Annotated in this window: 27 protein-coding genes; 21 read left to right on the top strand and 6 right to left on the bottom strand. The window is 71.8% G+C overall.

Annotated elements, in window-relative coordinates; all coding sequences use genetic code 11:
- Positions 1-288: 288 nt before the first annotated feature.
- Positions 289-2,658, bottom strand: a complete 2,370-nt coding sequence (treY, locus tag AC07DF_RS30030) for a malto-oligosyltrehalose synthase (protein ID WP_478978220.1) — start codon at positions 2,656-2,658, stop codon at positions 289-291.
- Positions 2,659-2,763: 105 nt separating this feature from the next.
- A complete protein-coding gene (glgX, locus tag AC07DF_RS30025; protein ID WP_478978217.1) occupies positions 2,764-4,893 on the bottom strand; it encodes a glycogen debranching protein GlgX in 2,130 nt (709 codons plus the stop codon).
- Positions 4,894-5,075: 182 nt separating this feature from the next.
- On the opposite strand from glgX, the gene AC07DF_RS30020 reads away from it, so the two are divergent.
- From AC07DF_RS30020 to AC07DF_RS30005, 4 genes are all read left to right on the top strand, one after another.
- Positions 5,076-5,888: a Tat pathway signal sequence domain protein gene (locus tag AC07DF_RS30020; protein WP_478978214.1), complete on the top strand. Its 813-nt coding sequence runs from the start codon at positions 5,076-5,078 to the stop codon at positions 5,886-5,888.
- Between the two features lie 46 nt (positions 5,889-5,934).
- A complete protein-coding gene (locus AC07DF_RS30015; RefSeq protein ID WP_478978211.1) occupies positions 5,935-7,257 on the top strand; it encodes a copper amine oxidase in 1,323 nt (440 codons plus the stop codon).
- A 114-nt stretch (positions 7,258-7,371) separates the two neighbouring features.
- Entirely contained in the window at positions 7,372-8,613 is a 1,242-nt protein-coding gene (locus AC07DF_RS30010) for an SAV2148 family HEPN domain-containing protein (protein ID WP_478978208.1), read from the top strand.
- Between the two features lie 152 nt (positions 8,614-8,765).
- Entirely contained in the window at positions 8,766-9,488 is a 723-nt protein-coding gene (locus AC07DF_RS30005; RefSeq protein WP_478978205.1) for an exonuclease domain-containing protein, read from the top strand.
- 20 nt (positions 9,489-9,508) lie between these two features.
- On the opposite strand, the gene AC07DF_RS30000 is transcribed toward AC07DF_RS30005, so the two are convergent.
- On the bottom strand, positions 9,509-10,372 hold the full coding sequence (locus AC07DF_RS30000; RefSeq protein WP_478978202.1) for a phosphotransferase enzyme family protein: 864 nt from the start codon (positions 10,370-10,372) through the stop codon (positions 9,509-9,511).
- Positions 10,373-10,540: 168 nt separating this feature from the next.
- Here AC07DF_RS30000 and AC07DF_RS29995 point away from each other — a divergent pair, with 168 nt between their 5' ends.
- The 3 genes from AC07DF_RS29995 to AC07DF_RS29985 are packed head-to-tail and all read left to right on the top strand — an operon-like array spanning position 10,541 to position 13,586.
- A complete protein-coding gene (locus AC07DF_RS29995; RefSeq protein ID WP_478978199.1) occupies positions 10,541-11,476 on the top strand; it encodes a carbohydrate ABC transporter permease in 936 nt (311 codons plus the stop codon).
- The gene (locus AC07DF_RS29990) at positions 11,473-12,306 is read left to right on the top strand and encodes a carbohydrate ABC transporter permease (protein WP_478978196.1); all 834 of its coding nucleotides are present in this window, start codon (positions 11,473-11,475) and stop codon (positions 12,304-12,306) included. Before AC07DF_RS29995 ends, AC07DF_RS29990 begins: the two co-directional genes overlap by 4 nt.
- On the top strand, positions 12,306-13,586 hold the full coding sequence (locus AC07DF_RS29985) for an ABC transporter substrate-binding protein (protein ID WP_478978193.1): 1,281 nt from the start codon (positions 12,306-12,308) through the stop codon (positions 13,584-13,586). Before AC07DF_RS29990 ends, AC07DF_RS29985 begins: the two co-directional genes overlap by 1 nt.
- A 23-nt stretch (positions 13,587-13,609) precedes the next feature.
- Here AC07DF_RS29985 and AC07DF_RS29980 read toward each other — a convergent pair whose 3' ends face one another.
- Positions 13,610-14,530, bottom strand: a complete 921-nt coding sequence (locus tag AC07DF_RS29980) for a DUF3152 domain-containing protein (protein WP_478978190.1) — start codon at positions 14,528-14,530, stop codon at positions 13,610-13,612.
- 139 nt (positions 14,531-14,669) lie between these two features.
- On the opposite strand from AC07DF_RS29980, the gene AC07DF_RS29975 reads away from it, so the two are divergent.
- The 4 genes from AC07DF_RS29975 to mgt all read left to right on the top strand — a co-directional run bounded on the left by AC07DF_RS29975 (position 14,670) and on the right by mgt (position 18,729).
- On the top strand, positions 14,670-15,365 hold the full coding sequence (locus tag AC07DF_RS29975; protein WP_478978187.1) for a response regulator: 696 nt from the start codon (positions 14,670-14,672) through the stop codon (positions 15,363-15,365).
- 80 nt (positions 15,366-15,445) lie between these two features.
- Positions 15,446-16,864 carry a sensor histidine kinase gene (locus tag AC07DF_RS29970; protein ID WP_478979246.1) on the top strand — a complete coding sequence of 473 codons (1,419 nt, stop codon included), beginning with the start codon at positions 15,446-15,448 and terminating at the stop codon, positions 16,862-16,864.
- Positions 16,861-17,457, top strand: a complete 597-nt coding sequence (locus AC07DF_RS29965; protein ID WP_478978184.1) for a hypothetical protein — start codon at positions 16,861-16,863, stop codon at positions 17,455-17,457. Before AC07DF_RS29970 ends, AC07DF_RS29965 begins: the two co-directional genes overlap by 4 nt.
- A gap of 72 nt (positions 17,458-17,529) precedes the next feature.
- Entirely contained in the window at positions 17,530-18,729 is a 1,200-nt protein-coding gene (mgt, locus tag AC07DF_RS29960) for a macrolide-inactivating glycosyltransferase (protein WP_478978181.1), read from the top strand.
- 127 nt (positions 18,730-18,856) lie between these two features.
- On the opposite strand, the gene AC07DF_RS29955 is transcribed toward mgt, so the two are convergent.
- A complete protein-coding gene (locus AC07DF_RS29955; RefSeq protein ID WP_478978178.1) occupies positions 18,857-21,109 on the bottom strand; it encodes an MMPL family transporter in 2,253 nt (750 codons plus the stop codon).
- 316 nt (positions 21,110-21,425) lie between these two features.
- Here AC07DF_RS29955 and AC07DF_RS29950 point away from each other — a divergent pair, with 316 nt between their 5' ends.
- The 10 genes from AC07DF_RS29950 (at position 21,426) to AC07DF_RS29905 (ending at position 25,842) form a co-directional block, all read left to right on the top strand.
- The gene (locus AC07DF_RS29950; RefSeq protein ID WP_478978175.1) at positions 21,426-21,974 is read left to right on the top strand and encodes a DUF1697 domain-containing protein; all 549 of its coding nucleotides are present in this window, start codon (positions 21,426-21,428) and stop codon (positions 21,972-21,974) included.
- Positions 21,967-22,341 (top strand): nuclear transport factor 2 family protein, encoded by a 375-nt coding sequence (locus tag AC07DF_RS29945; RefSeq protein WP_478978172.1) that lies wholly within the window; start codon positions 21,967-21,969, stop codon positions 22,339-22,341. Before AC07DF_RS29950 ends, AC07DF_RS29945 begins: the two co-directional genes overlap by 8 nt.
- A 58-nt stretch (positions 22,342-22,399) precedes the next feature.
- Entirely contained in the window at positions 22,400-22,696 is a 297-nt protein-coding gene (locus AC07DF_RS29940) for a gas vesicle protein GvpO (RefSeq protein ID WP_478978169.1), read from the top strand.
- 134 nt (positions 22,697-22,830) lie between these two features.
- Entirely contained in the window at positions 22,831-23,214 is a 384-nt protein-coding gene (gvpJ, locus tag AC07DF_RS29935) for a gas vesicle protein GvpJ (RefSeq protein ID WP_478979243.1), read from the top strand.
- Positions 23,211-23,930, top strand: coding sequence for a GvpL/GvpF family gas vesicle protein (locus AC07DF_RS29930; RefSeq protein ID WP_478978166.1), 720 nt, complete (start codon positions 23,211-23,213; stop codon positions 23,928-23,930). The genes gvpJ and AC07DF_RS29930 overlap by 4 nt, the downstream gene beginning before the upstream one ends.
- Positions 23,931-23,941: 11 nt before the next feature.
- Positions 23,942-24,193: a gas vesicle protein GvpG gene (locus tag AC07DF_RS29925; protein WP_382496240.1), complete on the top strand. Its 252-nt coding sequence runs from the start codon at positions 23,942-23,944 to the stop codon at positions 24,191-24,193.
- Entirely contained in the window at positions 24,190-24,552 is a 363-nt protein-coding gene (locus AC07DF_RS29920; RefSeq protein WP_382496242.1) for a gas vesicle protein, read from the top strand. The genes AC07DF_RS29925 and AC07DF_RS29920 overlap by 4 nt, the downstream gene beginning before the upstream one ends.
- Positions 24,549-25,370 (top strand): GvpL/GvpF family gas vesicle protein, encoded by an 822-nt coding sequence (locus AC07DF_RS29915; protein WP_478978161.1) that lies wholly within the window; start codon positions 24,549-24,551, stop codon positions 25,368-25,370. Before AC07DF_RS29920 ends, AC07DF_RS29915 begins: the two co-directional genes overlap by 4 nt.
- Positions 25,367-25,579: a gas vesicle protein gene (locus AC07DF_RS29910; protein ID WP_478978158.1), complete on the top strand. Its 213-nt coding sequence runs from the start codon at positions 25,367-25,369 to the stop codon at positions 25,577-25,579. The genes AC07DF_RS29915 and AC07DF_RS29910 overlap by 4 nt, the downstream gene beginning before the upstream one ends.
- Positions 25,558-25,842 (top strand): gas vesicle protein K, encoded by a 285-nt coding sequence (locus AC07DF_RS29905; protein WP_478978155.1) that lies wholly within the window; start codon positions 25,558-25,560, stop codon positions 25,840-25,842. Before AC07DF_RS29910 ends, AC07DF_RS29905 begins: the two co-directional genes overlap by 22 nt.
- 2 nt (positions 25,843-25,844) lie before the next feature.
- Here the strand turns inward: AC07DF_RS29905 and AC07DF_RS29900 are convergent, their stop codons facing one another.
- Entirely contained in the window at positions 25,845-26,585 is a 741-nt protein-coding gene (locus AC07DF_RS29900) for a sirohydrochlorin chelatase (RefSeq protein ID WP_478978152.1), read from the bottom strand.
- Positions 26,586-26,589: the final 4 nt, after the last annotated feature.

Genomic DNA, 26,589 nt, shown 5'->3' with positions numbered 1-26,589 from the left:
CTCCTTCGCGCGGGCGCCGGCCGCGGCATCAGCGCGCGTCCGGAGTCGCCCGGGCCCCGCCATGCGCGCGTGCCGCACTGGCGTGCCCGCCTGCCGTACCCCGTCGTGATCAGCCCGGCCTCACTCGCCGACCCGCTCCAGCATCGCCATCGGCAGCAGCCCGAAAAGCTCCTCCGCGCGTGCGGCGCCGCGGCATCAGCGTGCGGCCGGAGTCGCCTCGGGTCCCGCCATGCGCGCGTGCCGCACTGGCGTGCCCGCCTGCCGTGCCCCGTCGTGATCAGCCCGGCCTCACTCGCCGACCCGCTCCAGCAACGCCACCGGCAGCACCGCGAAGAGCTCCTCCACGCGTGCGTGCCCCGTGAACTCACGCCCCGGCTCCAGCACATCCGCCCAGCGCCCCGGCGGCAGCGGCAGTCGTGTGTCCTGCCAGCCGCCCGCCTCCGCCAGCCGCAGCGACAGCCGCGTCACGGCCGTGAGCACCTCGCCGGAGCGGACGAACGCCGCGCAGCACGCCGCCGCGGGACCCTCGGCGGTCAGCGGCGCGTACGTCGCCGTGTCACCGAAGGCGTCGGGCCGCCGCCCCCGCAGCCCCAGGGCCGCCCGTGTCACCGCGGCCTTCTCCCCCGAGGTCCCATCGGACTCCTCGGGCGGGAAGCCCACCGCCCGCCGGTTGTCGGGGTCGACCAGCGCCCGGTACTCGGCCTCCGTGCCCTGGTAGACGTCAGGGACCCCCGGCATCGTCAGCTGGACCAGGGCCGTGCCCAGCACGTTCGCCCGGATGTGCGGCTCCAGGGCGTCCCGGAAGGCCGCAACCCGCTCGGCCGGCGCCCCGCACGGCCCGGCCGCCACGAACCGCGCCACCGCCTCCTCGTACGGCGGCTCCTGCTCGGTCCAGCTCGTGTACAGACCCGCCTCGCGCACATGCTTCAGCAGCGCGCCCTGCACCCGCTCAGGCGACCCCGGCTCCGCACCCAGCCCGAACACCGTCTGCCAGGCCGCCCACGCCAGTTGCGCGTCCGGCACCCCCTCGCCGGTGCGCGTCACCTCGGCGAGGACGTCCGCCCAGCGGTCCGGGCACTCGGTGAGCACGTTCAGCGCCGCCCGGACATCGCCGCTGCGCTTGGTGTCGTGGGTCGAGGCGACCGTCCCGCCCACTGGCCAGTCGCGCTGCACGCGCGCGCAGTACGCGTGGAACTCCTCCGGCGACAGCGCGGGAGCGCCCGGGTTCCCGCCCACCTCGGTCGCCGACAGCAGCGGCACGTACCGGTAGAACGCCGTGTCCTCGACGGACTTCGCCCGCAGCGCCGACGAGGTCTGCGCGAACCGGGTCCGGAACTCCACCTGCGCGGGCCCGTCGCCGTACCGCCCCAGCACCAGGTCCCGTACGACGTCCACCGCGCCCGCCTCCTCGGGCACGGCGAAGGCCTGCCGGGCCTCGGCCGCGGCCTCCTCGGTGACCACGGACGCGGCGTCGCCCGACTCGTAGTGCCGGTAGACGTCCATGCGCACCAGGAGCTCCTGGAGCGCCGTGCGCAGCGCCCAAGGCGCACGGTCGCGCAGGGCCGGCTCCGGCGAGGTCGCGCACAGCCGGGCCGCCACCCGGGTCAGCCGGTCCGTCTCCGTGGCCAGTTCGTGCGTGAGGACCTTGTACGCCGCCCGCCGTACCGTCGCCTCCCACTGCCCGCCCCGGTCCGTCTGCGGGGCCGCGAACCGCCGGTACTGCCCCAGGAGGTCCCCGAACCCGGCCGGGTCCGTGAAGAGCCCGTCCACGTGCCGCAGGGCGTCGTAGCCGGTGGTCCCCGCGACGGGCCAGGACGCCGGCAGCTGCTCACCGTCGGCCAGGATCTTCTCCACGACCGTCCAGCGGCCGCCCGTCGCCTCGTGCAGCCGCCCGAGGTAGCCGTCGGGGTCGGCGAGCCCGTCGGGGTGGTCGATGCGCAGCCCGTCGATCACGCCCTCGTGCAGCAGCTCGAGGATCTTGCCGTGGGTCGCCTCGAAGACCTCGGGGTCCTCCACCCGTACCCCGATCAGCTCCGAGATGCTGAAGAACCGCCGGTAGTTGAGCTCGGTCCGGGCCAGCCGCCACCACACCGGGCGGTACCACTGCGCGTCCAGCAGCCGCGGCAGCGGCAGGTCCTCGGTGCCCTCGCGCAGCGGGAACACATGGTCGTAGTAGCGCAGGACGCCACCGTCGACGCGCAGCTCCCCGAGCACCTCTCCCAGCGGCCCGCCGAGCACCGGCAGCAGCACCTGGCCGTCCTGTGCCTCCCAGTCGATGTCGAACCAGCGCGCGTACGGCGACTTGGGGCCCTCGCGCAGCACCTCCCACAGGGCGCGGTTGTGGCGCGGGGCCATGGCCATGTGGTTCGGGACGATGTCCGCCACCAGGCCGAGCCCGTGCTCACGCGCCGTGCGGGCCAGCGCCCGCAGCCCCTCCTCGCCGCCCAGCTCCTCCCGCACGCGCGCGTGGTCGACGACGTCATAGCCGTGCGTCGACCCCGGCACGGCCTCCAGGACGGGGGACAGATGCAGATGCGAGACGCCGAGCGAGGCCAGGTACGGCACCACGGCCGCCGCGGCCCCGAAGGGGAAGTCGGGCTGCAGCTGCAGCCGGTACGTGGCCGTGGGCACCACCGGGTCAGGACGCTCAGGTGTCATGAACCGTACGTACCCGCCCTGCCGCCGTTCGTGTCATCGCCCGCGCCAGGTGCGCCGCGCGTCGCCCGGACGGGTGGCACTTTCCGGACGACGCGGCGGGGGCGGCTACACCGGCCGCTGGAGCACCGTGAGGCTCCGGTCGGGCAGGGTCAGCCGGTCCCCGGCCTGCACCTTCTCGCCGGTGTCCGACGGCACACCTTCGGCGCGGGCCGTGTCGACCACGACCTGCCACTGCCGCCCGTGGTCGACCGGCACCACGAACTCCAGCGGCTTCGGCGAGGCGTTGAACATCAGCAGGAACGAGTCGTCGGAGATGCGCTCCCCGCGCGGGCCCGGCTCCGAGATCGCGTTGCCGTTGAGGAACACCGTCAGCGCCGACGCCCGCGCCGAGTCCCAGTCCCGCTGGGTCATCTCCCGGCCCTCAGGAGTGAACCAGGCGATGTCGGACAGGTCGTCGTGCGTGCCCTCCACGGGCCGGCCGTGGAAGAAGCGCCGCCTGCGGAAGACCGGGTGGTCCCTGCGCAGCCACACCATCGCGCGCGTGAAGGCCAGCAGCTCCCGCTTGAGTCCCCCTTCCTCCTCGTCGCCCTCCGGCCACTCGACCCAGGCCAGTTCGTTGTCCTGGCAGTACGCGTTGTTGTTGCCTCGCTGGGTGCGGGCGAACTCGTCGCCGTGGCTGATCATGGGAACGCCCTGGGACAGCATCAGCGTCGCGATGAAGTTCCGCATCTGCCGGGCCCGCAGCCCCAGCACGTCCGGGTCGTCGGTCTCGCCCTCGGCCCCGCAGTTCCAGGACCGGTTGTGGCTCTCGCCGTCCCGGTTGTCCTCGCCGTTGGCCTGGTTGTGCTTGTCGTTGTACGCCACCAGGTCGTGCAGGGTGAAGCCGTCGTGGCAGGTCACGAAGTTGATGGAGGCGAGCGGGCGCCGGCCGTCGTCCTGGTACAGGTCGGACGAGCCGGTCAGCCGTGAGGCGAACTCCGCGAGAGTGCGCTGCTCGCCCCGCCACAGGTCGCGCACGGTGTCCCGGTACTTGCCGTTCCACTCCGTCCACAGCGGTGGGAAATTCCCCACCTGGTAGCCGCCCTCGCCCACGTCCCACGGCTCGGCGATCAGCTTCACCTGCGAGACCACGGGGTCCTGCTGCACCAGGTCGAAGAACGACGACAGCCGGTCCACCTCGTGGAACTGCCGGGCCAGTGTCGCGGCGAGGTCGAAGCGGAACCCGTCGACATGCATCTCCGTGACCCAGTACCGCAGCGAGTCCATGATCAGCTGGAGCACGTGCGGGGACCGCATGAGCAGGGAGTTCCCTGTCCCTGTCGTGTCCATGTAGTAGCGGGGGTCATCGGTGAGCCGGTAGTAGCGCGAGTTGTCCAGGCCCTTGAAGGACAGCGTCGGGCCCAGGTGGTTCCCCTCGGCGGTGTGGTTGTAGACCACGTCGAGGATCACCTCGATCCCGGCCTCGTGCAGCGCCTTCACCGCCGACTTGAACTCCAGGACCTGCTGGCCCCGGTCGCCCCAGGACGCGTAGGCGTTGTGCGGGGCGAAGAAACCGATCGTGTTGTAGCCCCAGTAGTTGTTCAGGCCCATGTCGACCAGTCGGTGATCGTTCACGAACTGGTGTACGGGCATCAGCTCCAGGGCCGTGACCCCGAGCTCGGTGAGGTGCTCGATGACCGCCGGGTGGGCGAGGGCCGCGTAGGTGCCGCGCAGCTCCTCCGGCAGCCCCGGGTGCCGCATGGTGAGGCCCTTGACATGGGCCTCGTAGATCACCGTGTGGTGGTACTCGGTGCGCGGGAGCCGGTCGTCGCCCCAGTCGAAGTACGGGTTGACCACGACCGACGTCATCGTGTGCGGCGCCGAGTCCAGGTCGTTGCGCCGGTCGGGCTCGTCGAAGTGGTAGCCGTACACCTCCTCGCCCCAGCCGATCGAACCGCTGATCGCACGCGCGTACGGGTCGAGGAGCAGCTTCGCGGAGTTGCAGCGCAGCCCGCGCTCCGGGGCGTACGGGCCGTGCACCCGGAACCCGTACCGCTGCCCCGGCATGATGCCCGGCACGTACGCGTGCCGCACGAACGCGTCGCTCTCCCGGAGCTCGATCGCCGTCTCCGAGCCGTCGTCGTGCAGCAGACACAGCTCTACTCGGTCCGCGGCCTCCGTGAAGACCGCGAAGTTGGTACCGGCGCCGTCGTACGTGGCACCGAGTGGATACGCCTCTCCAGGCCAGACCTGCATGGATACGACTCTTTCAGGTGTGCGGCGCCGGTGGGGACGCCTTGGCCCCGAGTCTCCCCGAAAGTGAGGGAACCTCCTATGACTTATGTCCCTCTTACCGAATGACCAGTGCATACGCGGTATGCCGAATCAGTGGGGCAAAAAGATACTCCCGGGGCTGTTGGGGGGAGTAAGGGGATGATGTGCGCAAGACAGTGCACCGTCACTTAGGGAAGCTGGTGGCCGGTACGGCCATCGCCGTGGCCGGGACCGCCGTGATGGTGGGGATCACGCTGCCGGGCACGGCGGGGGCGGACGACACGGGTACCAGCGCGGGGCAGGCGGGGCGGTCCGTACAGCAGGAGTCCGGCGCGGACCGGGCCGTGGCGCCCGGGGTGGTGGAGGAGGCGCCCGCCGAGGGGGAGAAGGGCACGGGCCGCGACCCGCTGACCGACGACGAGATGGAGCGGGTCGCGAAGATCGCCCTGAACCGGCAATTGCTCCAGAGCAGTGAGGGTGTCGACGGGGAGCGCGGCCCGCAGCGTCTCGGCGTCGACCTCGCCGAACCGGAGGCCGACGAGGTCGGCGACCCGGACGCGCCGCGGCGCGCCGACGTGACCTTCTACGACTACCGGGACGACACCCTCGTCACCAGGACCGTCGACCTCGGCACCGGCAAGGTGGTGCGGACCGGCACCCAGCGCGGTGTCCAGCCGCCCCTGAGCGGCGACGAGAAGGCCGAGGCGGCCAGGCTGCTGATCGCCGACCCGCTGGGCGCGGGCCTGAAGGCCGATTACCGGGACGCCACCGGCAAGGAGCTCACCTCCCCGGACCAGCTGCAGCTCAGCGGCGCCGTCTACCGGGCCGCGCCGGACGCCCAGCCCGCCGTGCTCGACCAGTGCGGCGAGCACCGCTGCGTCCGGCTGTTCCCGAAGATCAAGAACGGGCCCTGGGTCGACGCGAGGTCGATCGTGATCGACCTGAGCGCCCGCAAGGCCGCCCGGCTCGACCGCTGACCCGCTCTGCTCGCTCTTACTCTCACTGTCAGGGAGTCATCTCGTCATGCATGTGAACAGACGCGGCAAGGTCCGCACCCGGGCGGCCGTGGGCCTGACCGTGGCCACGCTCGCCGCCGGCGTCGCGGCCGGTGCGGGACCCGCCACCGCCCAGCCGAAGGCCGCCTCCGCGGCGCCGGCGGCGCCCTACTGCGGGGCCGCCCACCGCATCGAGCAGAAGCTCTCCACCGGCACGACCTGGCGGATGTGCTGGCGCTACGACGGCAAGGCCGGCCTCGTCCTGGAGAACATCTCGTACCAGCCCAAGGGCGAACCCAAGCCGATCAAGGTCCTCAACAGCGCCAGGCTCGGCCAGATCCACGTCCCCTACGACGACGGCAAGGTCGAGTACGACGACCTGACCGGGTTCGACTTCGCCCAGGGCCTGATGAACCTGGCCCCAGGGGAGTGCCCCGGCGGCACCATCAAGACGGTCAAGGTCCCGGACTCCTGGAACGAGGACCCGAACGTCAAGGGCCTGTGCACCACCACCCGCTCCCGCGGCCACGCCTACCGCATGCAGGGCGACACCGCGAACAAGGTCTACCAGGCCCAGGGCAAGGACCTGCTCGTCTACACCGTGAACCAGGTCGGCTGGTACGAGTACATGACCGAGTGGCGCTTCCAGGACGACGGCACGATCACCATGAACGTCGGCGCCACCGGCAGCCTGTCGTGGGACGACTACGACGCCGGGGACGGCCGCGGCTGGCCCATCGGCAAGGGGGCCGCCGCCAAGGCCACCAGCCACAGCCACAACGCCTTCTGGCGGCTCGACTTCGCACTCGACGGCTCCACCGCCAACAAGATCGAGCAGTACGACTCGACCGTCACCGCCCCGGCCAGGGGCCAGCGCGCCCCGAGCACCAAGACGACCCGCACCAAGGTCACCAAGGAACTCGCCGGGGACAGCAAGAACTACCGCTGGTGGCGTGTGGTCAGCACGGCCGGCAAGAACAAGGACGGGCACCCGCGCTCCTACGAGATCGTCCCCGGCCCGACGACCAAGTACCCCGGCCGCGGCTACACCAAGCACGACGTGTACTTCACCCAGTACAACAAGTGCGAGCTGTTCGCCAGCCACAACCCCGGCGACTGCGGTGCCGGAGCCGGCGACTCCGTCGACAAGTGGGTGAACGGGCAGGCCCTCAAGCACCCGGTGGTCTGGACGAACATCGGCTTCCACCACATAGCCCGGGACGAGGACCAGCAGCCCATGCCCGTCCACTGGCAGGGATTCTCCATCGCCCCGCGCGACGTCACGGCTATGAATCCGCTCACTCCGGCCGAGCTCGGCTGGCAGAACGGGCACTGGCAGCCGCGTCGTTGAGAACTACCCGGCCCATCCGGCTGCACCGCCGACCGCTCCCGGAGTACCCTTCCTTGATCGTTGGGTGGGGCCAGGCCCCTCGGGAGGCTCGGGGGAGCGGAAGGCGGTGCGCGGGTGGGCTCGGGAGGGCTGGAGCTGCCCCCTGGTGACGAGGGTCACGAGGGGAACTCCGCAGACGTCCCGACCGGTGCCGTGTCCCTGGCGCGGCCGATGGACGCGACGGGCTCGATCGGCCCGGAACTGGACTGGGACGCCGACGCCTGGCGCGAGGTGCGCACCCGCGCCCAGCGGGCCGGCCGCGCCTACATCTGGCTGAACCTCGTCGAACAGCGGCTGCGCGCGGTCGTCGCCGCCGTACTGCGGCCCGTCTACGAACCCGTCCACGGCGACGACTGGGTGGTGGCCGCCGCCGGGCCCGCCGGGCAGGAATGGGTGCAGCGCGCCGTCGCCGTACGCGAGGTCAGCCGCCGCAAGGGCTATCTGCTCGACCCGGCCGACGACAACGTCCTGTCCTTTCTCACCCTGCCGCAGCTGCGCGAGCTGATGGTGCAGCACTGGCCCTGCTTCGAGCCCTACTTCGACGACCGCCGGGACGTCGAGCTCGCCCTGGACGAGCTGGAGGTCACCCGGAACGTCGTCTCCCGCAACCGGGCCCTGTCCGAGGCCGTCCTGAACCAGGCCGAGCGCGCCTCGGCCCGGCTGCTGGAGATGCTCGGCGCCGACGGTGACGTGCCGTCGGCACGCCGGCTGCCCGTCGACGCCGTCGAGGACCTGGTCGGCGACCGGTACGCCGACCTGGTCGCCGTCCACTCGGACCGGGTGCGGCTGATGCGCCAGTTCCCGGCCGAGGACATCTTCGGCGGCGCCCGCCGCCTCGACGCCATCGGCATAGGCCTCAACCTGCTCGTGCAGAACTTCTCCGGCCGCCGGCTGGTGCGGCTGGCCGAGTCGGGCTGCCGGGTGCGGCTGCTGTTCCTCAACCCGGCCTCCAGCGCGGTCAAGCGGCGCGAGCGCGAACTGGGCATCAAGCGCGGCGAGCTCAGCCGGGCCGTCGAGATGAACATCCTGCACATGCGCCGGGTGCGCGCCCGGCTGCGCGACCCGGGGGCCTTCGAGATCCAGGTCTTCGACGAGACGCCCCGCTTCACGGCGTATCTGGTCGACGGCGACGGGGCGGACGGCATCGCGGTCGTGCAGAACTATCTGCGCCGGACACGCGGCATGGAGGCGCCGGTGTTCGTGCTGCGCAACGGCAGCAAGACGGTCAAGTCAGGCGAGATCGACGAAAGCGGCCTCTTCCCCACCTATCGCGAGGAGTTCGAGGTGATGTGGGCGGATTCGCGGCCGGTGTCGTGAACGGCGCTCCGCTGTGGGGCGGTTGTGCCGGTCCACCCGGCCGCCGCCGGGCGTAAGCGGAACGCGCTCCTCGGATTGTCAGTGGTGCATGCGAAGGTGGTGACCACTGGGGGACACCACCGGGGGACGCACCACAAGAAGGGGGACCGCCCATGGGCTGGCACCGGGAGCTGCTGATCGGCTTCGACCTGGAGACGACGGGCACCGATCCGCGCGAGGCGCGCATCGTCACGGGGGCCGTGATCGAGGTCAGGGACGGGGAGCCGATGGGGCGCCGCGAGTGGCTGGCCGACCCGGGCGTGCCGATCCCCGAGGACGCGGTGGCGGTGCACGGCATCAGCAATGAACGCGCGGCGGCCGAGGGCAGACCGGCCGACCAGGTGGCTGACGCCCTCGCCGACGTCCTCACCTCCTACTGGAAGTCGGGCGTGCCGGTCGTCGCCTACAACGCGGCCTTCGACCTGACCCTGCTCTCCGCCGAATTGCGGCGGTACGGACTGCCGTCCCTGCGCGACCGCCTGGGCGGCGTGGACCCCGCCCCGGTCATCGACCCGTACACCATCGACCGCTGGGCCGACCGCTACCGCCGCGGCAAGCGCAACCTCCAAGCGGTCTGCTCGGAGTACGGCGTGGTCCTCGACTCCGCGCACGACGCCACGGCCGACGCCCTGGCGGCGGCCCGGCTGGCCTGTGCGATAGCCGACCGCCACCCCAAGATCGCGAGCCTGGGCCCGGCCGACCTGCACCACCGCCAGATCGAGTGGTACGCGCAATGGGCGGCGGACTTCCAGAGCTTCCTGCGCGGCAAGGGTGACGCGACCGCTGTGGTGGACGGGGCATGGCCCCTGCGGGAGTTGGCGGACGAGCCGGTCTGACCCGGCGGGGCCCCAGGTCCTCAGAAGGGATACCACCGCACGGTCTCGTCGCCCTCCCGCAACGACGCCACCCGCCGCTCGAACTCGGCCAGCGCCTTCGGGTTGCTCGGCGCGTGCTGGGCCACCCACGCACAACTGGCCGTCTCCCGGGCGCCGCGCAGCACCGAGCACCCGTCCCACTCCCGGACATCCCACCCGTACGTCTCGGTGAAGGAGCCGTACGCCTCGTCCGCGAGCCCGTACCGGTCATGGGACAGCGCCATCACCACCAGATCGTGCTCGCGCAGGTCGGAAGAGACCGTCTCCAGGTCGACCAGAACCGGCCCGTCCGGGCCGACATGCACATTGCGGGGCAGCGCGTCGCCGTGGATCGGCCCGGGCGGCAGCCGGGGCGTCAGCGCGGCGGCCTCCGCGGCGAAGCCGTCCCGCCGCTCGCGCAGATACGTCGCGTCCGCGGGGTCGATCGCCTCGCCCGCGAGCCGCAGCCAGCGTTCCACACCGCCCAGCAGATCGCGGGCCGGCAGTTCGAAAGGAGGAAGAGGCGTGACATGCACGACCCGTAGCAGTTCGGCCAGATCCCTCGGCTCGGCGGGCCGTACGGCATCGGGCAGCCGGTGCCACACCGTCACCGGGTGCCCCTCGACCAGCAGCGCCTTCGGCTCGGCCGCCCGGACCGCCGGCACACCCGCCTCCGCGAGCCACACCGCGACGTCCAGCTCGCGGCGCGCCCGCTCCAGGAGCTCGGCGTCACGGCCGACCTTGACGACCAGGTCACCGGCGGCGAACACCGCGTTCTCGCCCAGCGCCAGCAGCCGCGCCTCACGGGCCGCGCCGCCCGGCACGCCCGCCGCGGCCAGTACGTCCCGCGCCCGTGCCTCGTCCATCGTCCGCCTCCGTGGTCCAGGTCCTTGTGCGTCGCCGTCGGGTTCCGGCCATCCGTCCGCCAGTCTCCCATTCGTACAGGTGGGACCGTGTGCGCGGTGCCTTGACGAGGCAGGCCGCCTTCACGACCATGACGTGGCCCGTCCGAGCTGTGCGAAGGGGCTGATGCCGTGACGTCGGTGACCGAGGTGAGGAAGCCGGCCGATCCGGCACCGGGCCGGGTCAGGCCCCGCCGGGCCGTGGACCGCGGCGCCTGGTTCCTGGTGCTGCCCGCCCTGATCCCCATCCTGGTCCTCAGTGTCGGCCCGCTGCTGTACGGGATCCTGCTGGCCTTCACCGACGCCCAGTCGGGCCGCACCGAGCCCACGCAGTGGATCGGCGGCCTCAACTTCCGGGACCTGCTGCACGACACACTGTTCTGGGAGTCGTTCCGGATCGGGCTGGTGTGGGCGGTCGGGGTGACCGTGCCGCAGTTCCTGCTCGCGCTGGGCCTCGCCCTGCTGCTCAACCAGGAGCTGCGGCTGCGCTGGCTGGCCCGTGCGCTGGCGATCATTCCGTGGGCCATGCCCGAGGTCGTCGTCGGCATCATGTGGCGGCTCGTCTACAACCCGGACGCGGGCATCCTCAACGAGACCCTGCGCGATATCGGCCTGGGCGGCGGCCGCGACTGGCTCAGCGGGCTGGCGACCGCGCTGCCCGCCGTGATCCTCGTCGGCGTCTGGGCGGGCATGCCCCAGACGACGGTGGCGCTGCTCGCCGGGCTGCAGAACACCCCGCGCGAACTGCACGAGGCGGCGGCGGTCGACGGGGCGGGTGCCTGGCGCCGCTTCCGGACGGTCACCTGGCCCGCCCTCAGACCCATCGCCCTCGCCATCACCGCGCTCAACCTGATCTGGAACTTCAACTCCTTCGCCCTGGTCTACGTGCTCACCAACGGCGGCCCCGGCGGCCGGACCCGGCTGCCCATGCTCTTCGCCTACGAAGAGGCCTTCCGCTACGGGCAGTTCGGCTACGCGGCGGCGATGGGCTGTGTGATGGTGGCCGTGATCTCGATCGCCCTGGCCGTGTTCCTCGCCGGCCGTCTCAGGGGAGGTGACGACGCGTGAGGACCTCCGCTCCGGCCCATGTCGGCCAGTACACCGCGCTGCTCGCGTACCTGGTCTTCCTCGCCTTCCCGTTCCTCTGGCTGGTCTCGACGGCGTTCAAACCGCCGCGTGAGCTGGGCAGTCTGCATCCGACGTGGATCCCGGAGGATCCCACCCTCGCCAACTTCCGGCAGGCCTTCGAGGAACAGCCCCTGCTGCACGCGGCCCTCAACTCCCTGCTCGCCGCGCTCGGAGCGGCGGCCATCGCCGTGCTGATCGCGACGCCGATGGCCTATGTCATCGCCCGGCGGCGCACCCGGCTGGCGAAGGCGGTGACGGGCTGGGTGGTCGTCAGCCAGGCGTTCCCGTTCGTGCTGCTGATCATCCCGCTGTTCCTCGTGCTGAAGAACCTCCGAATGATCAACTCCGTGCCGGGTCTCGTGCTGGTGTACGTGGTGTGGGCGCTGCCCTTCGCGCTGTGGATGCTCGCCGGGTATGTGCGGGCCGTCCCGCCCGAGTTGGAGGAGGCCGCCGCGGTCGACGGGGCGGGCCGGGTGCGGACGCTGGTGTCGGTGACGGCGCCGCTGCTCGCGCCGGGCATCGTGGCGACGGGCCTGTTCGCGTTCATCACCGCGTGGAACGAGTTCTTCTTCGCCCTGGTGCTGCTCAAGACCCCGGAGAAGCAGACCCTGCCGGTGGTGCTCACCCACTTCATCGGGGCCGAGGGCGCCGCCGACCTCGGCCCGCTCGCGGCCGCCGCGTTCCTCGCGACGCTGCCCTCGCTGGTCGTCTTCGCCCTCATCCAGCGGCGGATCACGGGCGGGATGCTCACCGGGGCGGTGAAGAGCTGATGCGCGCCCGTCTGCCGGCCCTGGCCCTGTCTCTTCTGCTGCTCCTCGCCGGCTGCTCCTCCGGCGGCACTCGCGACGACGGCCGGATCACCCTGCGCTTCCAGTCCCTGGCCTGGCAGGAGGAGTCCGTCGAGGCCAACAAAGCGCTGGTGAAGGAGTGGAACGCCGGCCACCCGGACGTCCGGGTCGAGTACGTACAGGGCTCCTGGGACAGCGTCCACGACCAGCTCCTCACCGCCTTCGAGGGCGGCGAGGCACCCGACATCATCCACGACGCCTCCGACGACCTGGCGGACTTCGCCTACGGCGGCTACCTGGCCGATCTCACCGACCTGCTGCCCGCACGGCTGAAATCGGACATTCCGCTCCGCAGTTGGGAGACCACCAGCTTCGGGGACGGCATCTACGGCGTACCGTTCCTCCAGGAGCCACGGGTGCTGATCGCCAACGCGAAGTGGCTCCGGCAGTCCGGGGCGCGGATCCCGACCCCGGAGAAGCCGTGGAGCTGGGCCGAGTTCCGCCGCATCACCGAACGGCTCAGCGGTCAGGGGAAGTACGGCATCGCCTGGCCGCTGAAGGAGCCCGTCTCCGCCACCCTCAACCTCTCCCTGTCGGCGGGCGGACAGCTCTTCCACCGTGGGGCGGACGGCAAGGTGACGGTCCGGTTCCAGGCGGCCGACCAGGTGGTGCCGCGCACCATCCAGGAGCAGGTCGGCACCGACCGCAGCGCCTCGCCCACGACCCTGGGCAGCGGCGGCGGCGACACCCTGCCCGGCTTCTTCGGCGGGAGATACGCGATGGTCCCGCTCGGTTTCTCCTACCGTCAGCAGATCGTGCAGCAGGCGCCGAAGGGCTTCGAATGGCAGGTGCTGCCCGCCCCGGCCGGCGCCGGAGGGCTCACCCAGGGCGTCAGCCCGCAGACCCTTTCCGTCGCCGAGGACTGCCCGCACAAAAAGGAGGCCGCCGCCTTCATCGACTTCCTCCTCAGACCGCCCAACATGGTCCGCCTCGCCCTCGGCGACTGGATGCTCCCCACGGGCACCCGGGCGCTGGGCGACCCGGCCCTGCGTACGTCCGAGCACGGCTGGGCCACCGGCACCGCCCTCGCCGAGTACCTGCGCCCGGCGCCCGCGCAGACGGTGCGGGGCTACCCCGAGTGGAAGGACAAGGTGGCGACCCCGGCCCTGCAGGAGTACTACAGCGGAGCCATCGGACTGGGCGCACTGCGCGAACGGCTGGAGGAGGACGGCAACCTCGTGCTGGCGCGCTATCAGCGCTGACGGCGTCGCCGGTCCGGCTCCGTTCAAGGCACGGCGGGGCCCGTGAGGTACCGGCCCTGCTCGTCGTAGGGCCAGACATTGGGCGCGCAGCCGCGCATGCCCTTGATCTGCTGCATCATCGCGGGGGCCGGCTTGCCGGGGCCGGGGCAGCCGACGTGGCCGTGGCCGAGGAAGTGGCCGACCTCGTGGTTGATGATGAGGGCCCGGTAGGCCTTGACGTCCCTGGCGTAGACGGGAGTTGCCAGGAGCCAGCGCTTGAGGTTGACCATGACGTTCTTGGCGACGTTGCAGTTGACCTCGCCGCCGGTGTTCAGGCCGTACTGTCCGCAGATCTTGTCCACGGTCCCGGCGGTGGCGACCTTCACGACGAAGTCGGTGGGCCCGCTCGACACCCGCCGGAACGCCGAACGGCCGTCCGCCGTCCAGCCGCGCCGGTCGGCCAGGACCTTCTCCACCTGCTCGGCGACGTCCGGGGCGGAAAGGTCGATGCCGTCCTCGACCTCGACCCGGTAGCGCAGGGACGTGCCCCGCCCCGCCCCGGTGCCCGAGCCGGGGGCGACGGTGAAGGTGCCGGGGCCCGTGGCCGGGATCTCCGGCCGTGCGGAGGGGGAAGGAGAGGGGGAGCGGGAGGGGGAGGGGGAGCGCGAGGGGGAGGGCGAGGCGGTCGGGGAGGAGGGCTCCGAGGGTGTGAGGGGCCTGGCCGGGGTGGTGGTGACCGGTAAGTCCGGCGCGGGCTCGGTCGCGGGGCCCGAGCCGGCCTCGGCCGCCGTTCCCCCGGGCTTCACCGACGTCCATTCCGCCGCCCCGATTCCGGCGGCGCCGAGCAGAGCCAGCGCGGACAGGCCCGCTAACAGCGGGCCCTTCCGCCCGCGCCGCCCGGCGGAGTGCGAAGGTCGGCCGTTCCTGCGGCGGCTGCGGGACGGAGGTGTGGAGTGCGCGGTCATGGTCGTTCAGATTGCGATGGTCATGTGATCGAACATGGCGCGAAGGGTAACAGAAAGGTAACGAACATCTGCCGAGGGGTCTGTGTGATCATCCGGTAACAGGAGCCCGTCCGCGCGTGGGCCTGCGGATACTGAGCGCATGCCACGAGTTCTGCTGATCGAAGACGACCGCGCCGTCCGTGAAGGAGTCGCCCTCGCCCTGCGCCGCCAGGGACACGACGTCGCCGCCGCCGAGACGGGGGAGGAGGGGCTGGAGCGGCTGCGGTCGTTCCGGCCGGACGTCGTGGTGCTCGACCTGATGCTGCCCGGTATGCCGGGCCTGGACGTGTGCCGCGCCATGCGCGCCCTGGACCAGACGCTGCCGATCCTCATGGCGACCGCACGCGGTGACGACGTGGACATCGTCGTAGGCCTGGAGGCCGGGGCCGACGACTACGTCGTCAAGCCCGTGCAGGCCCGGGTCCTCGAGGCGCGCATCCGGGCCGTCCTGCGCCGGGCGACGGCCGTGGCGGCGGCCGACGGTGGCATACCGAAGATCGACACCTACGGAGAGCTGGCCATCGACCGCGCCGGCCACTCGGTCACCTGGCAGGGCGCCCCGGTCCCGCTCGCCCCGTCCGAACTGCGGCTGCTGCTGACGCTGTCCGCCGCGCCCGGCCAGGTGTTCAGCCGCCAGCAACTCCTGGAAGCGGTCTGGGAACACAGCTACCACGGCGACGCGCGCCTGGTGGACGCCTGCGTCAGACGGCTGCGCGCCAAGATGGGCGAGCCCTCGCGCGACCCGCGCTACATCCAGACCGTACGCGGCTTCGGCTACCGGTTCGTGTCCCCGTGAGAAGCGCCTCCGTGAGGAATCCTCGGCTGCCACGTCTGCGCGGACTCTTCCCACGCCTGCGCGGCCTGCGCACGCGCCTGGTGGTGGCGTTCGCGCTCGTCGCCGCGCTCACCGCGGCGACCACCGGCGCCCTGAGCTTCCGGGAGGCGCGCACGGGTGTGCTCCAGCAGAGCCAGGACACCGTGATCAAGCTGCTGCGCACCCAGGTCGACCGGCTCGCCCCGCAGCTCGCCTTCCCTCCGGCCGAGGCCGAACTGCGGCGCTTCGCCGCGGATGTGGCCCGCGCCGAGCCGTCGGGAAGCTGGCGGGTGCTGGTCCGTTACGAGGATCTGAGCGCCACGTCCCTGACCGACGACTCGTTCCCCGAGCTGACGCCCGATCTGCGCGAGGCTGTGGACTCCAGCCCGGCCACCGTCTTCCAGCGGGTGAACACCGGTGATCACACCTCACTCGTCGTCGGCATGTCGGTCACCTTCGCCGGTGACGAGAACCGCGGGATCGCCTCGGGGGTCCAGGTCTTCCTCACGGTGCCGCAGGCCACCGAACAGCGGTACGTGGACGCTCTGGTCACCGCCGTGGAGCGGGCCACCGTGCCCGCGCTGGGCGTGGCCGTGCTGCTCGCGCTGCTCGCCGCGCGCGGGGTGCTGCGGCCGGTGCGCGCCCTGCGGCACGCCACCCGCAGCATCGCCGAAGGACGGCTGGACACCCGGCTCGCGGTCGACGGCTCCGACGAACTCGCCGATCTGTCCCACACGTTCAACGAGACGGCCGCAGCCCTGGAGGAGTCGGTGGCCGAACTGCGCGGCATGGAGGCCCGGGCCCGCCGGTTCGCCGCGGACGTCTCGCACGAACTGCGCACCCCGCTGGCCGCGATGGCGGCGGTCACCGACGTCCTCGACGAGGACGCCGCCCGTCTCGACCCGGATACCGCCACCGCGGTCCGGCTGATCAGCGAGGAGACCGTGAAACTGGCCCGTCTCGTGGACGACCTGATGGAGATCTCCCGCTTCGACGCGGGCGCCGCGGTGCTGCACCTGGACGAGATCGACCTCGCCGAGTCGCTGCGCCGCACCCTCGCCGACCGTGCCTGGGCGGACCTGGTGGACACCGACCTGCCACCGCCGGACGCCGTACGGGGACGTGTCGATCCGCGCCGGCTCGACGTCGTGGTGGCGAACCTGGTCGGCAACGCGCTCCGGCACGGAGCCCGGCCGGTCCGGCTGCGCCTGCGCGCGGAGCGGTCGGCGGTCATCGAGGTGCTGGACAGCGGTCCCGGCATCCCCGAGGACGTGCTGCCGCACGTCTTCGAGCGCTTCTACAAGTCGGACACCGCCCGCACCCGGACCGAGGGCAGTGGCCTGGGTCTCGCCATCACCGCGGAGAACGTCCGGGTGCACGGCGGCAGCGTCCGGGCGGGCAACCGGCTCGAGGGCGGGGCGGTGTTCACCGTCGAACTCCCGCTGCGGCGGGACGAACCGGCCCGCGGGGAGGACCTGTGACGGCCCGGCTCCGAGTCGCGCTGCTGGTCGTCCCGGCGCTGTGCGGGCTCACCTCCTGCGGCATACCGCCCACGGGCGTGGTGGAGGCGGGCGGTCCCGCCGGCGGGGTCGTGCCGACGCTACGGGTCTACTTCGTGGCGGACGGCAGGCCCGCGCCCGTCTTGCGCAGGGTCGTCGCCCCGATCAGCGCCGCTTCGGCCGTGGAGGTGCTGCTGCAAGGGCCCACGGCGGAGGAACGGGCCGCCGGGCTGGAGTCGTTGCTGCCGCAGACGGGGGCGGACCTGCCGTCGGCCGTACCGGCCGATCCCGGCCGGCCGTCGGCCACGGAGGCTTCGCGGGCGTGGGCCACGGAGGTCCCGCGGGCGGCCGCGGCCGCGGACGTCGCGAAGGTCACGACGCGGGACAACCGGGTGTCCATCGAACTGTCCCTGTCCTCCGCCCACTACATGCCCCCACTCGGGGTGACCCAGCTGATCTGCACCGCCGTCGAGGCCCACCGCGTCGCCGCCGGGGAGGAGGAGGTGACGGCCGCGGTCGCCGGAGAGGACGGCCGCCGTATCGAGGGCACTGCGGCTCGCTGCGCCGCCGGGTGACGGGCGCGTCAGGCCTGAGTCCGCCCCGCCATCAGGTTGCACGAGACGTATCGTCTCGTTTAAGGTCTGCGCATGACCAGTCGCGCGCACATCGCCATGTTCTCCATCGCCGCCCACGGCCACGTGAACCCGAGCATCGAGGTGATCCGCGAGCTCGTGGCGCGCGGCCACCGCGTGACCTACGCGATCCCGCCGGTCTTCGCGGAGAAGGCCGCGGACACCGGAGCCGAGGTGAAGCCCTGGAACTCCACGCTGCCCTCGCCCGACGACGACCCCGAGGCGTGGGGGAGCACGCTGCTGGACAACGTGGAGCCGTTCCTCGACGACGCGATCCAGGCCCTCCCGCAGCTGATCGAGGCCTACGAGGGCGACGAGCCGGACCTCGTGCTGCACGACATCACCTCCTACCCGGCCCGCGTCCTCGCCCACCGCTGGGGCGTCCCCGCGATCTCCCTGTCGCCGAACCTGGTCGCCTGGGAGGGATACGAGGAGGAGGTCGCCGAGCCCATGTGGGAGGAGCCGAAGAAGACCGAGCGGGGCCGCGCCTACTACGCCCGCTTCCACGCCTGGCTGGAGGAGAACGGAATCACCCGGCACCCCGACCCGTTCGTGGGCCGCCCGGACCGCTCGATCGTCCTGATCCCCAGGGCGCTCCAGCCGAACGCGGACCGCGTCGACGAGAGCGTGCACTCCTTCGTCGGAGCCTGCCAGGGAGAGCGCGCCGCCGAGGGCGGCTGGCAGCGGCCCGCCGGTGCCGAGAAGGTCGCGCTCGTCTCCCTCGGGTCCGCCTTCACCAAGCAGCCCGGCTTCTACCGGGAGTGCGTCAAGGCGTTCGGCGACCTGCCCGGCTGGCATCTGGTGCTGTCGATCGGCAAGCACGTCGACCCGGCCGACCTCGGGGACGTTCCCGCGAACGTCGAGGTGCGCTCCTGGGTGCCGCAGCTGGCGATCCTGAGGCAGGCCGACCTGTTCGTGACGCACGCCGGCGCGGGCGGCAGCCAGGAGGGCCTGGCCACCGCCACGCCGATGATCGCCGTACCGCAGGCCGTGGACCAGTTCGGCAACGCGGAGATGCTCCGGGACCTCGGCGTCGCCCGGTGCCTCGCCACGGAGGAGGCGACCGGCGAGGCCCTGCGCGAGGCCGCCCTCGCCCTCGTCGACGACCCCGAGGTCGCCCGTCGCCTGAAGATCCAGGCGGAGCTGCTCAAGGAGGGCGGCACGCACCGCGCGGCCGATCTCATCGAGGCGGAACTGCCCGTTCGCCAGGGCTAGTCGGGGCGCTCTCCTGCCCCTTGCGTCACCGAATGGTGCCCCTTGCGCCACTGAAAGGACCCGTTGGCCGCACCGGCAACCAACGGGCCCTTCCTACAGCGGGGGGGATCAGCCCCAGCGGCGAGGATCAGACCCTGACGGGCTTTCCCTCGTCGTCCCGTGCCGCCGATCCCGCGACGACCGCCTGCGGCGCCTCGTCGTGGGTGAGGTCCGGGAGCCGGTGCAGCCACTTCGGCAGATACCAGTTGCGCTCCCCGAGCAGCGCCATGACCGCCGGCAGCAGCACGCCCCGGATGATCGTCGCGTCGATGAGCACCGCGGCCGCGAGCCCCACGCCCATCTGCTTCATGGACTGCATGGACAGCGTCCCGAAGATCGCGAACACGGCGACCATGATGACCGCGGCGCTGGTGACGACCCCGGCCGTGGTGACCACGCCGTGCCGGATCGCGTCCTTCGTCGCCAGACCCCGCAGCCGCGCCTCCCGTATCCGCGAGACCACGAACACGTGGTAGTCCATCGACAGGCCGAACAGGATCACGAACAGGAACAGCGGCAGCCAGGTGATGATCGCGCCGACGCCCTCCGCGCCCACCAGGGACGCGCCCCAGCCGTGCTGGAACACCGCGACGAGGATGCCGTAGGCGGCGCCCACCGACAGCAGGTTCAGCACGATCGAGGTGAGCGCGATCGTCAGCGAGCGGAACGACAGCAGCATCAGCGCGAAGGCGAAGACCACGACGAAAGCGAAGACCGGGACCACGGCTCCGGCCAGCTGGTCGTTGAAGTCCTTCGACCCCGCGATCTGCCCGGTGATCGGCGCCTCGAGCCCGTCGACCCTGCCGAGCGTGGCCGGGCGCACCTCGTCACGCAGCTTGTCCAGGCTCTCGCCCGCCTTGTCCTGGTCGGAGCCGCCGACCAGCGGGACGTAGACGAACGCGACGTTCTGCGCGTCGTGCAGCTTGATCTCCACCGGGCCGCGCGAGGCGCCCGAACTGATCGCCCGGTCGCGGAAGTCGGCGAGCGCGGACTTCACTTCCGGTGCGTTGATGTCGTCCGCCTTGACGACCACCTCGGCCGGCTCCGAGCCGCCCGGGAAGGCGTCGTTGAGCCGGTTGTACGTCTGCACGATCGGCAGCGAGTCGCCGAACTCCTGGTCCAGCGTGAACTGCTGTGTCTTCATGCCGAGCGCGGGAGCCGTGATGGCCAGCAGCGCACCCGCCGCCACCGTCACGGAGACCACGGGCCGGGCGAGCACGCGGCGCAGTACGGCCGTCCAGAACCGGCTGTCCTGGCTGCCGCCCGTCCTGCGCCGGCGCAGGAACGGAATGCGGCCCTTCTCCACGCGCTCGCCCAGCAGCGACAGCAGCGCGGGCAGCACCGTCACGGACCCCACCATGGCCACGGCCACCACCATCAGCGAGGCCAGGCCCATCGCCTCGAACTCGGCGAGCCCGGTGAACAGCATGCCCGCCATGGCCACACAGACCGTGACACCGGAGACGACGATCGCGCGGCCACTGGTCGCGGCGGCGATCCTGAGGGCCGTCCGCGCGTCATGGCCGGCCTCGCGCTCCTCACGCTCCCGGCGCAGATAGAACAGGCAGTAGTCGACGCCGACCGCCATGCCGACCAGCAGCATCACGGAGTTGGCGGTGTCGCTCATCGGCTGGAGGTGGCTGACGAGGCCCATCAGGCCCATCGTCGCCATGATCGCGGTGACCGCCAATGCCACCGGCAGCAGCGCCGCCACCAGCGCCCCGAAGGCGATGAGCAGAATGCCGAGGGCCACCGGCACCGCCGAGTACTCGGCCTTCTTGAAGTCGTCCCCGAACGCGTCGTCGAACGTCTTCATCATGCTGGCGCCGCCGATCTCCTCGATCCGCAGCGACGCGTGGTCCTTCTGGACGTCCTCGACGGCTTTCAGTACCGGCTCGACCCGCTCACCGGCGGTGTCCGCCTCGCCCCGCATGTCGAACTGCACGAGCGCGCTGCGCCCGTCCTTCGAGATCGTCTTCGTGTCGTACGGCGAGGTCACGTCGGTGACCCGGCCGGTCCCCTCGACGGCCCGGACCACGGCGGTGACGGCGTCCCTGAACTCGGCGTCCGTGGCCTTGAGTTCACCGCCCTTGGCCTGGATCAGGACCGTCTCACCGGCCGGCTCGTCGATCCCGGCGTCCTCGATGATCCGCGCGGCGGTGTGCGTCTCCCCTTTGAGCTGGTCGCTGTCCTTGACGTCGACCCGGCCCGCCGCCGAACCGAGCCCCATCGCCAGGACGACGAACAGCACCCAGATGCCGACGGCGGCCCATCGGTGCCGGGCGCTCCAGCCGCCGGCCCGGGCGGCCAGGCCCCGCACCCGCGCTTCTGCGTTCCCCATGACGGGCTCGCCCCCTCGTGCAGCGGTGGCGGCCCCCTGCCGCCCCCTTTCGTTTCGAAGGTATGGGCCGGATAAAACCATCTCCTCGTGCTGCCCGGTGAAGTGGCGGGGCCGGAACTCATCCCCATGGACCTCGGCCTCTCCCCACTGGGGAGGACCGCGAGGGACCGTGGCCCCTTACACATACTGTGTGGATCCTGAGCAGATGGTTGTGCCCCTCGGTGACCGATGAGTAATTTACGGGGCCGGGCAGCCGCCCGCCGACGGCCGTCGTGCCCACCCCCACGGGGCACGAAGGCCGTCCTAAGGTGTGCGGATGACGACGACGTACGCGGCCCTGCTGCGCGGCATCAACGTGGGCGGCAGCAGGAAGGTCCCGATGGCGGACCTGCGCACCCTCCTGGAGAACCTCGGCCACGAGGGCGTGCGCACGTATCTGCAGAGCGGCCAGGCGGTGTTCACTTCCGGCCACGGTGACGAGCGGTCGCACGCGGCCGAGATCACGCACGCCATCGAGCGGCACTTCGGCTTCGGCGTCGACGTGATCGTGCGTGACCACGCCTATCTGAAGGCGATCGCCGACGCCTGCCCCTTCCCGGCCGCCGAGCTGGAGGCCAAGCAGCTCCACGTCACCTACTTCTCCGAGCCCGTGGACCCCGGCCGCTTCGCGGAGATCGACCAGGCCGCCTACCTCCCCGAGGAGTTCCGCCTGGGCGACCGCGCGCTGTACCTGTACGCCCCGAACGGCCTCGGCCGCTCCAAGCTGGCCGAACACCTGTCGAAGCCGCGGATCAACAAGGGCGTGATCGCCACGAGCCGCAACTGGAACACCGTCGTGAAGCTGGTGGAGATGACCCGTGCCTGAGCACGACTCCGCCGTCGAGTCCGTCATCGACCGCGAAATGGCGCTGCTCACCCCGGAGGTCCGCCGCTCGCCCGAACGGGCCGGGGCGCTGCTGCACCCCGACTTCCACGAGTTCGGTGCCTCCGGACGGCACTGGGACCGGGCCGCGATCATCGCCTCCCTCGCCGCGACCACCGACTCCGGGCCCGGGCCCGTGGTCACCTCCGCATTCCGGGGCGTACAGCTGGCCCCCGACCTGGTGCACCTCACCTTCGACACGGAGTACGACGGCAGGCGCGCGCACCGCAGCTCACTGTGGCGGCGTACGGAGAACGGGTGGCTGCTCTACTTCCACCAGGCGACGCCGTTCAGCGAACAGGCAAGGTGACACCGGACGTTTGGCCGAATCGCCCCCACGCGGCCCGGGGCCTTGGCACGGTAGGGCCATGACGAGCACCGATCACGAGACGACTCCATCCGGTCGTACGACGGCCGTCCAGGCCATGCGCGGGGCGGCGGCCCAGCTCGCCGAACTGCTCGGCACGACGCCCGACTCCGTCTCCGCCGTCCGCCCGACCCCGGACGGCTGGACGGCCGACGTGGAGGTCGTGGAGCTGGAGAGGGTCCCCGACACCATGACCATCATGGCGACCTACCGGGTCACCCTCGATCCGCAGGGCCGGCTGCTCGGCTACGAGCGAGTGCGCCGCTACGCCCGCGGTCAGCTCGACCGACAGCGCTAGCACCGGCCTTCCGCCTCTCAACTCCCTCTCGCGGCAACTCTTTTCGTGTTCACGTGAACACGCCCGCCGCCACCCCCGTACCTACGGGCGGCACGAGAACGAGTCTCGCGAGAGGAATCGCCCACGTGACCGTCATGACGCAGTCCGGCGGGATGCAACCCGCCGCCACCTCCAGCGGTTCGGGTTCCGCCGGCCTCTTCGACATCCTCGAACTGATCCTGGACCGCGGGCTCGTCATCGACGTGTTCGTCCGTGTCTCGCTGGTCGGCATCGAGATCCTGAAGATCGACATACGGATCGTCATCGCCAGCGTCGACACCTACCTCCGCTTCGCCGAGGCCTGCAACCGCCTCGACCTGGAGGCCGGCCGCAAGGCCCCCGACAAACTCACCGACATCGTCGGCAACCTCGTCGAGAGCGGCGCCCGGGGCAAGACCGGTGGCGCGATCGGCGGGGCCATCGACGCGATCGGGGACATCTTCGACCGCGACGACAAGGACCGCGAGGAGGAGCGGTGAGCGGCGTCTACGTCTACGCCGTCACCCGCTCCGACCACCCCCTGCGGCTCGACGGCCTGCGTACCGTCGGCGGGACCGACGACCCGCCGCGCGTACTCGTCCACGGCCCGCTCGCCGCCGTGGTCAGTGCCGCGCCCCCGGGCCTGCGGCCCAAGCGCCGCGATCTCGCCGCCCACCAGGAACTCCAGGAACGCCTGATGGCCGACGGATCGGTCCTCCCCATGCGGTTCGGCCTGCTCGCCCCCGACGACACCGCCGTCCGGACCGCCCTGGAGCACAAGGGCGAGGAGTACACCCGCAGGCTCGGCGAACTGCACGGCACCGCCGAGTTCAACCTCAAGGCCGCCCGTTCCCAGGACGACCTGCTGCGCGAGGTGCTCGACGAGTCCGAGGAGGCCCGCCGGCTCAACCGGCACACCCGCGACGGCAGCGGCGCCTACGAGGACCGCCTCGCCCTCGGCGAATTGGTGGCCCGGCAGGTCGAGGCCCGGCAGCGGCGGCAGGCCGACGAGATCGTCGGACGGCTGTCGGGGCTGGCCCGGGCCAGCGTCGTGGCCGACCCGTCCAAGGACGACTTCCTCAACGTCTCCTTCCTCGTCGAACGCGCCCGCGCCGACGAGTTCACCGCGGCGGGCCGGGGCCTGGCCCACGACTACGGCGACGCCTACGACTTCCGGCTGCGCGGCCCCCTGCCCCCCTACAGCTTCGCCGCCTGACGGGAGCATCCATGGGCCTGCTCACCGGCATCCTCACCCTCCCGCTCGCGCCCCTGCGCACCACCCTCTGGGCCGCCGAGCAGCTGCAGGCCGCCGCCGAGACGCAGTACTACGACCCGGCCCCCGTCCGGCAGGCCCTCGTCGACCTGGAACGCGCACTGCTGGAAGGACGGATCGACGAGGCCGAGTACGACCGCCGCGAGGACGAACTGCTGGACCGGCTCGACGAGATCAACGCCCGGAGACGAGGCCCCCGACCATGACCCACCCGGCAGCAGGCGGACTCGCCGGACCGCCCCGCTTTCCCTCCCCCTACGACCAGGGGCCCGGCGGCCAGACCGCCAACCTCGCCGACATCCTCGAACGGGTCCTCGACAAGGGCGTGGTCATCGCCGGCGACATCCGGATCAACCTGCTCGACATCGAACTGCTCACCATCAAGCTGCGCCTGCTCGTCGCCTCCGTCGACAAGGCGAAGGAGATGGGCATCGACTGGTGGGAACACGACCCCTCCCTCTCCTCCCGGGCCGCCCGCCCCGAGCGGTCCCTGGCCGACGAGAACGAACGACTGCGTGCCGAGATCGCCGCACTCAAAGCGGCCGAGAGGAGCCCGGAGCCATGACCGAACCCGACCTCGTGTACACCTACGCCGTCCTGCGCCGCACCCCCGAGGCCACCGAGGCGGTGACGCACCTGCGCGGAGTCGCCGGAGAACCGGTCCACCTGGTCGACCCGGCGGCCGGCACACCCCGGCTCGCCTTCGCCGTCGGCCACGTCCCGGCCGCCGACTACGACGAGACGCCCCTCGAGGCCCATCTCCACGACCTGGACTGGCTGGAGTCCACGGTCCGCTCCCACCACGCCGTCGTGGCCGCACTGGTCGGCTGCGGCGCCGCCGTACTGCCGCTGCGCCTGGCCACCGTCTACCACGACGAGGACAGCGCACGGCAGGCCCTCGACACCCGCCGCGACTACTTCCTGTCCCTGCTGGACCGCCTCACGGGCCATGTGGAACTCGGCGTCAAGATCTACGCCGCGCCCGACATCACCCCGCCCGAAGCGGACAACGGCGCCGGACAGGAACAGCCCACCGGCCTCGGTGCCGGCCGCACCTATCTGTCGATCCGCCGACGCAGACAACGCAGGAACGAGGAGGCCTGGCGCACGGTCGCCGAGGCCGCCGCACACCTCACCGAGACGGCCGCCGCCCTCGCCGTGGACCGCGTGGCACACAGCCCGCAGCGCGGCAGCCTCGCGGGCCCCGGCCCCGGCACCAACGTGGGCAACGACGCCTACCTCGTCCCCGCCGCCCGCGTCGACGCCTTCCGTGCCGGCGTCCTCGCCGCCGCCGAGGGTGTTCCCGGCCTCCGCGTCGAGGTCACCGGCCCCTGGGCCCCCTACTCCTTCGCCCTCCAGCCGGAGCCGGAGCCCGCCGCGTGACCGTCGCCCCCTACGCCGACCGGCCGGTCGCCCTCATCGATCTCCTCGACCGGCTGCTCCAGGGCGGCGTCGTCGTCACCGGCGACCTCGTCCTGTCCATCGCGGACGTCGACCTGGTCCGCATCGATCTGCGCGCGGTCATCGCCCCCGTGGCCGCGTCGGCACTCTCCCAGATCAGTGAGGCTCCATGCCCCCGGCCCACCGTCTGACCACCGACCCCGACACGGTCGAACGCGACCTGGTCAAACTCGTCCTGACCGTCGTCGAACTCCTCCGCCAGCTCATGGAACGCCAGGCCCTCCACCGCGTCGACATCGGCGACCTGACAGAGGAACAGGAGGAACGCGTCGGCCTGACCCTGATGCTCCTCGACGACCGCATGCGGGAACTCTGCGCGCGCTACGACCTGCGCCCGGAGGACCTCAACCTGGACCTGGGCCCGCTCGGGACGCTGCTGCCCCGGACCGGCTGACGTCAGGCGCTCACGGCCCGCAGCATCGGCACCCGTGCCGCCTCGTACCGCTCCAGCACCACCCGCGCCACCTCCGGCGCCGGGCCCAGCACATCGGCCAGGACGTCCGCCGCTGCCGCGCCGCGTGCGATGCGGTCCGGGAGGAAGCCGGGGGCGAGGACGTAGGGGGCGACGGCCACCCGGGAGCAGCCCAGGGCACGGAGTTCGCGCACGGCGTCCTCCGTACGGGGGAGAGATGCGGAGGCGAACGCAGGTCGCACGGCGCACCAGCCGGTGTGCCGCCACTCCCGCGCGATTTCTGCGATCACTGCGATCGCCTCCGGGTCGGTGGACCCCGCCGAGGCCAGGACGACCCCGGTCGAGGATTTGTCGGCGGGGGACAGGCCCGCCTCGTACAGTCGCCGTTCCAGGGCCGCCAGCAGCAGGGGCGAGGGGCCCAGGACTTCGGCCTGGTGGATGCGGAGCTGCGGGGGTGCGTCCGCGAGAACCGCCGGGATGTCCGCCTTGGCGTGGAACGCCCGGGTCAGGAGGAGAGGGAGGGCCACGACGTCACGGACGCCCTGGACCGCCAGGGACTCCAGTACCCCCTGCACCGAGGGCAGGTTGAAGTCCAGGAAGCCTGTCTCGACACGCAGGTCGGGTCGCAGGGTGCGGACCCGCCGTACCAGGGCGTGCACGGTCGCGGCGTGCCGCGGGTCGCGGCTGCCGTGGGCGATGACGAGGAGAACAGGCTTGTTGATCATGGGA

This window comes from Streptomyces sp. NPDC044719, from assembly GCF_056433405.1.
This window is presented reverse-complemented; position numbering and strand designations above follow the sequence as displayed.